We start from the raw sequence: 12,331 nt of genomic DNA, 5'->3' as shown, positions 1-12,331 counted from the left end.
TTATTAATTATTGCGTACATCTGTATATAAAAGTTTCCAAACCCTACCATCAAGATTCCAGTTTGTGGCAGGAATAATACCCATCCATTGATAAATTTGAGTAGGTATATCTACGCTATTGATTACGACTCTATAACTGGCTGTGCTGATTAACGGACTTACATTAGGGGACAAATCTTCAAAAGCAGATCTCGTAACTCCTGCGGTTGCTGTGAAGTTGTTCCCTTTTCCTGAAAAATCAGTAATTGTAGTCCCTGAAGTTTCGTTTCCTGGCCACCAGCCTAAAAGCTTGCTAAAAAATGGATTTGAAGTGGTCATTTCTTTCCTCATATTACTGATGAGATCCGCATCAGACATGGCAATATTAAATAAGGCCACATCTTTAATCATAATATTAGTAAGTTCATTCCCATTCAAGGCTATATCTGCACCTAATCTAAGACCAACATTATTGTCAATATTCTTACTGGTAATATCAAGATTTGTGGTTTTCTTCACTCCATCAGTAAATAATGCCAAATACCGTGTTGTACCAATATTGAAAACTTTAAAAGCAATTGTGTGCCATAAACCATCACGCACCTTTCCGCCTCCAGGCCGTGGGGATCCTCCCCAATCTAACTGGTAGTCATCTCCACCAAATAGAAAGCCCCATCCTGTAGAACTTACACTGTTGAATGGGGATCTTTTCCCTAAGAAAACGGGATAATAATTAGCTGCACTTGCTGTATTTTTAATCTTGAACATGAATGTAAATTCGCCCCCAGTACTGCTACCAAAATTGCCTATACTCGTATTACTTAAAGTTGCGATCCCGTTAGCAGTTGTACTGGCCACGAATCTTGGTCCAACCCCTACATATGGAAAAGAATTTACATCAGGTCTTGCTAATGGCTGACTTGAAAATTTAGGGTTATAGAAAATTATGAAACTATTTCTACTTGCGTCTCCATATACACCTAAATCAGAACTACCAGGTACTGTGGCAATATTTCCCCCTTTATTAGAAGCGATAACAACTAGCCAGTTTTCTTTGTTATAATTCGTCCTAGCTTTTAACTCTGTTAGTATACTGCCTATATAGCCATCCAGTGTAGTAATTGCGTTCACATATGCAGCATTCGTAATTTCATATCCATTAGCTGTACCTTCAGTTTCCGCACTATGGAATTGACCAACAATAAGATCAGCATCTTTAGTTTTGAGTTCAGCTATCAAAGCATCTTTTACGGCCAAATCTGTAGATAAAGTTTGCTTCTCGGTTGCATCAGTTGCCAAATTGACATTAAATCCGGCGCTGGAGGCAATCGATACAGTTCTATATGTTGTATTTGAGGCTTTAAGTCTTGAAAATAAAGTTGGATAATTGATTAAATCATTACCTGCAAAATTTTCTGAAGTCACTTTATGTTTAACATCATTTACTCCTGTAATCATATTTGCCCAAGCTGTTGCATTATTTGTGGTATTGAGTTGATAATCCGTTAAACCATCAAAAGTGTAAATAGAATTACGAGCAAGTAAGTTGATGTTAGTAGGCAATAATGTACTTACTGCACTTCCCCTTACTCCATCTAATATCAGGTATAACACCTTGCGTTTACCCTCCTTTATATTGGTAGTATCACTTGGATATTCTGTTCTTAAAGTATTTGGAAAATCCTTATTACAAGAAGAAATAAACAATAGTGTGAATATAAGGCCAAGCATGCCTAAGCTATTGATCCAAATGGAATATTGCTTTTTATTGAGCTTTTTCATATCAAATATTTTTAAGCATTAATTTTTCAAGTTTATGCGGAGTATACTTCTGAAAGTTCTGTTATCGAACCTCGAGATATAGCCTATTAGGGTCACTTTAGTAGTATTTCCCGATGTTGTTTCCATCATTTTAGCGATAGAACCAGTAAATTGACCTGTGTTATTGTATCCGGGAGCCAGATTGCCATCCGGATTTAAGATCATGAAACCCTGACGGATTACACCATTGTAGGTTTTGAAACTTCCTGATACAATAATTTTTCCGTTGTTTAGCTGCGCTGCAAAAGTGGGTATCCCTGCCGTTACCGGACCAAAGTTAAATCCTGCAGATAAACTCCCTTCCAGATCTAACATGGCTACACCAGGTTTACTACTTCCATTAAACTTCTTAAATAAACCTGTAATTAAAATTTTATTGGTAGTGGCATTGAAAGTGATTGAGCTAACTTCATCATCTGCACCTGTTCCAATATTGAAGCTTTGATCCACGCTGCCATCTAAATTAATGCGAACAATGTGGTTTGCAGGAAGACCATTGAAAGTGGTGAACGCACCAACCAATATTAATTTGCCATCTGGTTGTTGGATCGCGTCATATATAGCGCCATTACCTGCTGCCGGACTTTGCTTTGTACTGCTATTATAGTGGAAACTAAGATCCAAATCACCTTCATTTACAGGATTGCTTTCGTTGATTTTTAAGCAAGCCATTTGATTCATCTTAATTACATCTAATACCTTAGTATCGTATGTTGATCGCTCGTAAAAGCGTCTCAGATAATTCCTGAAATTTCCGACAACATATAAGCGATCGCCAAATACAAACGATTTTCTGATGAAACCATCTACTCCACCATTGAAGGTTGGTACTGTATCTCTATTTTTATTAACCTCATTGGGAGTAGGATTAATAACATCTATAATCGTACTATCCAGTGTTCCATTTGAATTCAGTCTGGTAATTCCACTAATGTTATAACGATTGGGTCTGGTTGAGTTAAAGCTGCTAAAAATACCTGAAATGATATATTTCCCACTGTTGTTACCTGTGTTCAAACGATTTACACTGGTTATAGTCCCGTTTACCCCTTTACCAAAATTTACTGAAGTGGGATCGTTTACAATGGGTCCAATATATGTTCCATTAGGATCTATTTGTGCAATGCCTCCATTTGGAACTTTCTCTGACCATCGATTATCGAAATTGTTATAGGCACCTACTACAAATGCATTCCCATTAGCCAGTCTTACCATGTCGTAAATTGAAGCAGAGATTATATTTCCATTATTATCTCTGTAGCTGGCGCCATTGGTTTGGAAAGAATCATCTATACTTACCTTCCCATCTATTTTGAGTACAGGGCCAAAGAAAGTTTGTTCATTAGCAACAATTGATAAACCGCCGGTACTGGCATTATCTGGCACCTTTATTTTAGCTGTACTATCTGTAAGCGCTAAAACGGTAGCTTCAATTTCGTTCACATAGAACTTATAGTTGCTTTCAAACTTTTTCACTCCTCTTACAAAAATGGTTACTTCTCCACCCTGAGAAGCTAATTCTGGGTCGGGTAGTGCATTATCGAACTTAATGCCAAGCGGTTGCTTCCCTCCCGCATAGGGGTCTTCACCTATTACTTCTGCTTTCTTGCAGGAGTAAATCACCATAGTCATCAACAAGATAAAGACCAGGCTTAAGCGGTGGTTATATTTGTAATTATTAAACATAATCTGTTTCATCATTAATCAATTAAGGAGTTAGGGGTGAAATACCGTATGCTTGAACCGTATTGATAAATAAATTGGTGCTGAAACCAAAGTTGTGCTTGCTCTTCCAAAGGTTCTTTTGTCCATCAAAGTAGAAGCCTTCCTGAGCCAAGACATGTACAACACCATTGGTTGGTGAAACGTCTGATGTGGCTACGGGAGCATTAATTAATCCTACTTTAGGATCAGCATAATTTGGGATGTAAGCAATAAAAAGTTGACGATAACCGGCATACTTTACTCTTGATTTTTCTACACCCTCTTCATAAGAAACCGCATCATTGAAAAGTACACCAATATTCATGGTTCGGCCACTTCTGGCGGTGTAACCTTGCCCGGGAAAGGCCGCCATATTTAAAGTATCTATTTGTGGATAATCCTTTAATTTGTTTGTACCCTTAAAAATGTATTGTGATAATAGTTCTCTCCAGGCCTCCGGTTTAATCTGCTCCAGTTTAGCTACAGTATCTCTTCCATTCTGTCTTAAATACAGATTTAAACCTTTAACAGATTTATAAATAGCAGAACTCGTTGGTGCGAAAAAAGTTACATTTTCTTTATCAAGTACCTCATTCATACCCGCTATTTCTATTACCCTTGTAAGCGTATCAAAATACACCGGTTTAGATTTCAGGAAGGCTAAAATGCTTCCATTAAAAGTTCCCTTTTGAGTTCCGCTATCAAAAAAATACTTTTCTTTTTGGCAGGCAGTAAACAGTGTGATGCTTACAGCAATTAGAATGATTGCTTTTATGCTTAGTTTGTTCATCATTTCTTATCTCCAATAGTTATTTAAAGTCATACCTGGGTTCTCTTCCAGTGCGGATTGATCGATAGGCCATGTCCATGCACCTGCATTGTAGCTCGATACTGCAATTGGCGAAACACAGTATTTCGGATCGCATATTTTTTTAGTCCTTACTAAATCATAGTAATAGTGGCCCTCACCCATTAACTCCCTCACCCGTTCATAATAGATATCTTCTTTTAATTGTACACCTGTTGAGGAGATTTCAGTTGCACCGGCACGCTGACGTACTTTATTCAGATAAATTCTGGCGTCTGGTTCTTCGCCTAATTCAGCAAGGGCTTCTGCAGTAAGCAAGTAAGCATCGGGTAAACGGAATATAATAAGGTCATCGTCATTTTGAACCGCAGTTCCATTAACATATACATTCGCAAATTTCTTAAACTGAAAAGTATTGTTGTTCGCGATCCTATTCTCAAACCAGAGATCTTTACGGGTATCAGGAGCACCATCGGTATAAATTTTGTCCATCCAGGTTTTGAGGTAATATCCTCTGCTGGTTGTAAAAGTTTGTGCACCTAAATAAGGATAATGACTTAATACATAACCTACATGGGCATAGTTAGAGAATTTTTCTCCATTATTAAAACTCTGAAAAAGCTCAAATAAACTCTCTTTAGTACGGCCTTTAAAAATACGTTTATTATCTTCCTGACTATAGGTTAGCAATGCATAATCTGTCGAGCTGCTGAGCTCAACACCAAGTTGTTTCACAGCAGTATAAAATTTATTTTTATTTACTTCTGCATCGAAACCCGCAGCCCACATGTTCATGTGCATTAGTAATGCAATAGCACCGCCCCTCATGGCCCTTACCCCAATCATTGATGGATCAGCGTATGTCCATGGCAAATCTTGCTTTACTGCCTCTAAATCGGCAATACAGCTGTTCAGTACTTGTAGCATAGGTGATCTGGGTATAGCAGAAGTATTTAAAGCGGTAGTGTAGTAAGGTACATCTCCATATAAACGAACCAGGAAGAAATAGCATAGGTTACGCATAAATACTGCCTCGGCTTTATATCGCTTAATTTCTGCTTCACTCAGTACACCTGCCGGAACTTCATCCATCTGTTTATACAAGAGGTTTGCCGATGCAATAATATCGTAGAAAGGCTTCCAAAGTGTCATATTTCTCCAGGTCCAACCAACAGTCCATTGTGGTACGTAGGCCGATCCGTTCCATTGCGTTGGGGTAGAAACTGCCTGTAAACCTCTTAAATCGTTTGCAGCGAGGTAAGTACCATAACTTCCTTCAGTTGTGAGAATTGGTGCCGAGCGCATATCACCTAAAGCAATAAAACCACCACTTACTTTGTTCTTAAATTTAGCGTATAAACCGTTAGTGTAAGTCTCTACATCATTTCTGGTTTGCCAGAAGTTATTCCCTGAAAGTGCATCTGTTGGCACAATATTCAGAAACTTTTTACAGCTCAGGCCCGAGAAAGTTAAAGCTGTCAAAAGTATAATTGTATATTTTTTCATAATCAACTGTTGAAGATTAAAACTCGATATTTAAGTTAAGAATGTATGTTCTAGGGTTAGGGTAGCCGCCCGAGTAATCTCTTCCCAAAGCCGAAACAGTTTCCGGGTTCGGACCAGAGTAATTGCTTAGCATCAAGACATTGTTTACTGTTCCGCCGATCACAATTCTGTTCATTCCATATCGCTGGGTAAACTTTTGGTTTAGCGTATAATTCAAAGAGATGTAATTCAGTTTGAAGTAAGACCCATCTTCCTGGAAAAGGGTTTGCGCAAAGCGATAAGGACTAATAATCCCACTTCTTAAATAATCATAAGGATTAGGATAGGTCGCCGTTTGACCTGAATTTTTCCAGATATCATATTCTGAAATTGGCACCAAACCTGTTAAGTTTAATGGATTATTGAAAGCCTGAAATTGGGAGGCTAAGGCATTGTTTAAAATGTCACGCCCAAAAATTCCTGTTCCCTGCACCTGCACACTAAATCCCTGGTATCTGAAATCCAGAGTTACCCCTCCGCTAAAACGAATCTGAGAATTTCCTGCATTTACAAGATCGTAAGGGTCTAGGATATAATCGCCATTTACATCCGTGTATCGAGGATCGCCAGCCTTAAAATAATTCAAAACGCCACCTAAAGATCCATCTGCATTTCGTGCCCGATATCTTAAACCAGTTAATGGGTCTACCGGTACATCTGCTGTATTGGCATAAACACCTTTGGTATTGTAAATAAAGTTAGCCAATGCGTTAGTACCTACTCTTTTGAGAATATATTGGCCAGTGGTTTTATCCAGCCAAATTTCCTGGCGTACGCCATTCGGCAAGGCTGCCAGGTAATCGTGGTTAATTGCTCCGTTAACATTAATTGTGAAACGAGCTTTGCTTGTATTCGGCAATAAACTAGCTGTTAAACTACCTTCATAACCGATATTTACAATAGCTTCTTCATTGGTAGTTACTTCATCAAAGCCATTGATATTGGCTATTTTTTTAGAGTCAAATAAATTATCTGTTTGTTTATAATAGGCTTCAAAGCTTCCGAACAATCTATTTTTCAAAACACCGAAATCAAAACCAAAGTTTAGCGTAGTATTCTTAGCAGGCTGCAAATTCGTATTTGGAGATCTGCCATTAACAATACCAACAGATGGTGCACCATTGTAATTGCCTAAAGAGTTATAACGACCGTAAACATCATAAACGTTGCCGCTCGGCTGTAAAACCGTTCCATAACTTAAACGGATGGAAGCAAAATCTAGCCATTTTTCTACTTGTGAGGCTAAAAACGGTTCGTTTTGTATATTCCAGCGAACTCCAATGGACGGACTTTTTGTATAACCAGCATCTGGTCCGTTTGAAGAGTTACCATCCAACCTGTAAGTTGCATCAATAATATATCTTGTTTTATAATTGTATTGAAAACTCCCCGCAAATGCAACCGATCTGGTTTGATAGAAGTTATTTAAGGTTCCACCTAAAGAGCTCAGGTAATTATCTACCCCCACTATTGGACCTCTTAAATAATCGTTTACTACTTTATTATTCTTGATCACATCTGCCTTGAAGTTGGCTGCATTCGTTTCGTTAAAAACATATGCCAGGAAGTTATGTGCATTTTCCTCTTTGCTATCTGGAATAGAAAATACATACTGCAGCAAATTTCTATTATAAATAACATTTTTCACACTGTTATAGGCAAATAATGAAGAACGGTCACCGTTAATCGAAGCTGGTAAAAAATTATCTTCTGTACCTGTATTAAAGGTATAGTTGAAGTTTGAGGTTAAGCTTAAATTCTTTACAAATTCATATTTTAACTCAACGGTACTATTTAAATCAACTGTTTTATTGTCATTATCTGTAGTGATTGCCCCCAATACCGAGTTTATGGCAGAGTATTGAGAAGGTGATGGCAATAAGGATGATGAAGCACCACCGGTTGCAACTCCCGTATTCAGCAAACCATTTCCGCTCCCCTTTTGCTGTTTACCTAAACCGCCATTAATTGTAGCATACAATTTAAATTTTTGATTCGGCATATAGGACATATTCATACGCAAATTGGAGCGGTTAAATCCTGTATTTTCCTGGATACCTTTTTGATTATAATAACCAAAGTTGACCTTATAGTTAAAAGTTGGGTCACCACCGGCAACATTCAGGTTGTGTGTTTGGTTATAAGTTGTTCTGTAAAAATAAGATTGCCAATCTGTGGAGTTATTGTAGTAAGCATTCAAACTATCAGAGATAAATGCCGTTCCGTTAATTAACCCCAAAGCATGATAGTAGCTGGTATCACTCGATAAAATCTGCGTAATACGTAAATCACGTTCATCTACCCCACCTATTACTGATCTTAACTTAGGTACTGCACTTAAAAAGAACTGACCATTGTAAGTTACTATCGGAATCTTTGAATTACCTCTCTTGGTAGTAATCAGGATTACGCCATATGCTCCACGCGAACCATATAGAGCCGTTGCTGAGGCATCTTTTAAAACCTCAATACTTTCTATATCCTGTTGAGGGATTAAGGAAATGGGGCTTACTCCAGGCCCTGCAGATTGAAAACCATAACTGAAATTCTGATTATCATCAATAGGAACACCATCTACCACAAATAATGGTGAGGTAGGTTGTAAGAATGCTTCATTACCTGATCCACTTAAACTGGTGCTCGATAAACCACGAATAGCAATTGAACCCCTCATTCCTGGTGAACCGGTATTTTGCTGAATATTCAGACCGGCAATTTTACCTTGCAGCATATCTGTAACACTAGCTACAGGAACAGCTTGTAAATCTTTACCTGATATCTTAACACTGGAGCCTACTGAGGTTTCTTTGGTTTTATTAACATAACCCGAAATCGTTACCTCTTTTAGGTTGTTGTTATCGTTTTCCAGCCTAACATTTAGTTTGGTCTTTCCGGCAACACTTACTTTAACGGATTTATATCCTACGGAAGAAAACTCCAAAACAGCATTATCTGGAACTGAAACACTAAATGCTCCATCCGAATTAGTTGCTGCAATAGGCCTCCTGTCTAAAAGGATATTCACACTAGGCACACCACCTAGGTTATCGGTAACTACACCTGTAACCGTCTTCTTGGTTTGTGCCCTTAATTCTTGATTGATACCCAAGAGGCACAGCAGCGTAAATATGTAAATATATTTCATCTTCTATAAATTAATTTCTTATCCGGTTTCTCTTATTAATCGTTTGTGAATTTGGGGCGTTCCGTTTTAAACCAGAATATGATCGTCCAGTTTCCGGGTTCAAAAATATTGAAGTTCATTCCCAGCATGGCCGATTCTCTGATGTTCCCAAACCCCTGTCGGTCGTATCTGAACATGCTCCTTGCCTGTTGTCCGGTTGAGATGGTATACTTGGTTGGATATGCTGCCAATGGGATAGGATAAGCAACATCAAACTTTACTGAATCGCTGTTTTTAACCATATTAAAGCCATGAACAAGGTTTGGCCAATCTGTAACCGCAAACTTATTGGGGTCTATTACCTGCTGTAGGGTATCTAAAAATTTAAAGGAAATTGAGTTACCAGGCGCATTATTCTTTTTAAACTGTACTTCAATATCGAAAGGAGATAAATAACGGCCTGTTTTCTCACCTCTGATATTTTCCATATAAGAAGGAAAAACGCCAGTATTGATGGCTTGTCCGGTAAGTGGGTTTAGATTTGAAGGTTCATAAGGGCGCTCTTTAAAAGGACGTAATTTCATATCCTTAAAGTACTTGCGTCCGCCTGAATTAGATACTTCCACATCAAACACATAACCCGAATCAGCCTGTGCTTTTACGAAGTTTGAATTTGCTCTGCTCCACATCAAAAACTGACCAGAATGTTCACGGATTTCAAACAACTGATGATTTTCTATCTTGCGCTTGGCTTCAATTTCGGCCAGAGATTTCTCTGTTCCATCATAAGCTGTTTTCCAAACCTGAACCGGAAAGTACTCCGTTAATTCGGGAGCAGGCTCGCCCGTAAAACGGCGCATGTTCACAATTTTAAAATCAAGCGGAACAGAAGAACTTCCCACATAAAAATTATCAGAAAACAAAGTGTTTCTTCCCAGAGTAGGTTGATAAACTTTAATTGTAAATTGAGAATCGCTACCTAATGATAAGCGTTCATCAGGAATATTCTTTTTACAAGCCGTGATCAATACGATGCTAAAAAATAGCAGCCCTATTAATGATAAATATTTTTTATTGTTCATTACTTTATATCTTATTGATTAACTCTACTTACAAATTCATTGAAACCATAATCGTGAAGCGGAGCTAAAACGTTAATCACACCATTTTTAGCTTTGATGTTTACCGCATTCGTATTTGATCTTTGCCAATATTTCTCGAAAATGTTATTCTTTGGATCGCTATAAATAATAGACTGAGGACCGCCCTCAACAAAACCAGAAGCATTTAGCTTGTCGTATTGAATGTGCATTGGGTAAGCATACTTCACGCTGGCAAATAATATTCCATCAGCAAATGGTGCATAACTATCAGTTGTCCTACTCCCTCTAATGATGTACCTGCTGGTTAATATTTCCAATTCCTTTACATCACAGTCTTTTAAATATAAGGGTGTCTTTCCCTGATCTTTACGAAGGATATTGAGGTTTTTTATGGCAGCCTGGAAACTCGCATTTGTTGGAGCAAAGAAGGTAATACTCTGGTTGTTCAAAGTATCTTTCAAATCAGGTAACCTATTGATTACTAACAGGAGTGAATCGAAAGTATTCGCAGGTTGGGCAGTTAGATATTGTAGCACCGTACCGTTAAATTCCTTCACTTTATTTTCATAATCATAATATTCTGAATCTTTTTTGCAGGCAGTAAAAGTCAGGCCTATCAGCGCCAAAAGCATTATTGGCAGCTGTAAGAATTTTATTTTTATATTGATCATCTTCATTTTATGATTTACTACTAATTCCAATAAGGATTCTGTTTAATCTGAGGATTGGCATTTAAAATATCTCTTGATACCGGCCAGTAAATGCCGCCATTACTAAGCAGAGCATTAAATGCTGCATTATTCTTTTTGATTCTGTTGTAGCGAACCAAATCATACCAACGCCATCCCTCTCCCATTAGTTCTCTTCTTCTCTCCGCGAAAATTGCATCTAATAAATCGGTACTTGAATTGGATAAGTAAGGTGAGGTTCCTCTTAAAGAAGCAGCTTGATTTAAAGCGTTTATGGCGTCGTTACGCATACCTAAAACAGCTAAAGCTTCAGCCCTTAACAAAGTAACTTCCTCTATTCGGGTAAAGAGCACTGCTGAGGTAAAGAAAGCAAAATTATCACTTGTTTGAGCTGCTCCAATAACTTTGATTTTACTAAACAGGGGACGTTCGCTAGCGTAATTGGTAAAGTAATTTGTGCGATAAAGATTAGTTAAAGGATCAATACTAAAGCGTAAATCCTTACTGTCGGTAAAAGCCTTTCTAATGGTATCTTTAGGAACATACATTTCTGGATATTCTTTCAAAATCAATGGCTTAGCAAGTGTTAATTGCTCAATATGACCGTTAGCGGTGGCTTCACCATTACCATATTCAAATCCAAAACCCACAATTTGTACGGCACGCTTAAATGCAAAGGGGCTGTAACCATTAACATTTTCCGTAAGCTCATCGGTAGAAATAAATTTAACGCCAAAGCTTCCATCACCATTAAGCTGTGAGGTATTATCAACAAAGAATTTGGTATATGCTTCACAATCCAGATAGTTACCTTGCCAGGCAGCAATGTGTGCTAAAATTGCGTAGGCAGATAATTTAGTTAACAATACACCATTCCAGGTTGTCCAGCTACTTCCATAGTATAAACCAGGAAAAAGAGGATCACTACCCCCATATCGGAATGGCAATACCTTTATCGCCAGCAATAATTCTGACGTAGCAAAGGCCAATACTTTTTCTTTTGAAGTACGAGGGTGAGTACTGAAATCACCATCATGTGATGTAATCAGTAAAGGCACGTCCCCCCAAATTCTTACCATATAGAAATAGGCGAATGCTCTCATGGCTCTGGCTTGTGCCACATCTACCTGATTATTGATTGGTGTATAACGAGGATCATTAGCTACAATCTCACGAGAACGTTCTATAAATAAACTCGCTGCATTGATTACAGAGTAGAATCTCCTCCAATTAGTAATTCTGTTCAATACTGGATAAGAGGCATTCAACTCTCCATCCATTATTGCTTTTAAATCAGATCGATTAGTGGAAACAAAATCCCCTTTTCTTAAATCACCCATTAACCAATGGGTGTTATCGGCCACCATGGCAGTACGCATAAGCGTATACATACCAATTAATGCCCCTTTTGCATCTTCCTGATTTCTCCATAAGTTTTCTTCAGCAGCCAGTCTGGAGGATTGGATGTCGAGCATTTTCTTACATGAGAAATTCACAGTGCCGAGAGTGATCATTGATAGCGCGATTAAGAATTTGGTTAATCTGACGCCGTTATATT

8 protein-coding genes are annotated in these 12,331 nt (G+C 38.1%); all 8 read right to left on the bottom strand.

The annotated features are described in order from the left end of the window. Positions 1 to 3 precede the first annotated feature (3 nt). Genes ACQY77_RS20770 through ACQY77_RS20735 form a run of 8 tightly spaced genes read right to left on the bottom strand, consistent with a single transcriptional unit; the run spans position 4 to position 12,287 of the window. The gene (locus ACQY77_RS20770) at positions 4 to 1,761 is read right to left on the bottom strand and encodes a DUF4983 domain-containing protein (RefSeq protein WP_421940403.1); all 1,758 of its coding nucleotides are present in this window, start codon (positions 1,759 to 1,761) and stop codon (positions 4 to 6) included. An 18-nt stretch (positions 1,762 to 1,779) separates the two neighbouring features. Further along, a complete protein-coding gene (locus ACQY77_RS20765; RefSeq protein WP_421940404.1) occupies positions 1,780 to 3,501 on the bottom strand; it encodes a DUF5008 domain-containing protein in 1,722 nt (573 codons plus the stop codon). 7 nt (positions 3,502 to 3,508) lie between these two features. Continuing rightward, complete coding sequence (locus ACQY77_RS20760) at positions 3,509 to 4,297, bottom strand: fasciclin domain-containing protein (RefSeq protein ID WP_421940405.1); 789 nt, start codon at positions 4,295 to 4,297, stop codon at positions 3,509 to 3,511. A 3-nt stretch (positions 4,298 to 4,300) separates the two neighbouring features. Next, on the bottom strand, positions 4,301 to 5,818 hold the full coding sequence (locus ACQY77_RS20755) for a RagB/SusD family nutrient uptake outer membrane protein (protein ID WP_421940406.1): 1,518 nt from the start codon (positions 5,816 to 5,818) through the stop codon (positions 4,301 to 4,303). 16 nt (positions 5,819 to 5,834) lie between these two features. Continuing rightward, positions 5,835 to 9,002 carry a SusC/RagA family TonB-linked outer membrane protein gene (locus tag ACQY77_RS20750; RefSeq protein ID WP_421940407.1) on the bottom strand — a complete coding sequence of 1,056 codons (3,168 nt, stop codon included), beginning with the start codon at positions 9,000 to 9,002 and terminating at the stop codon, positions 5,835 to 5,837. 35 nt (positions 9,003 to 9,037) lie between these two features. After that, positions 9,038 to 10,063, bottom strand: a complete 1,026-nt coding sequence (locus tag ACQY77_RS20745; RefSeq protein ID WP_421940408.1) for a DUF5007 domain-containing protein — start codon at positions 10,061 to 10,063, stop codon at positions 9,038 to 9,040. A gap of 11 nt (positions 10,064 to 10,074) precedes the next feature. After that, entirely contained in the window at positions 10,075 to 10,785 is a 711-nt protein-coding gene (locus ACQY77_RS20740) for a hypothetical protein (protein WP_421940409.1), read from the bottom strand. Beyond that, positions 10,776 to 12,287 (bottom strand): RagB/SusD family nutrient uptake outer membrane protein, encoded by a 1,512-nt coding sequence (locus ACQY77_RS20735; protein WP_421940410.1) that lies wholly within the window; start codon positions 12,285 to 12,287, stop codon positions 10,776 to 10,778. Before ACQY77_RS20735 ends, ACQY77_RS20740 begins: the two co-directional genes overlap by 10 nt. Between the last annotated feature and the right edge of the window lie 44 nt (positions 12,288 to 12,331).

The sequence above is a fragment of the Pedobacter sp. genome, from assembly GCF_965279535.1.
In the GTDB taxonomy this organism is placed as follows: Bacteria; Bacteroidota; Bacteroidia; order Sphingobacteriales; family Sphingobacteriaceae; genus Pedobacter.
Note: the sequence above shows the minus strand (reverse complement) of the source record. Positions and strands in the feature narration are given on the sequence as shown.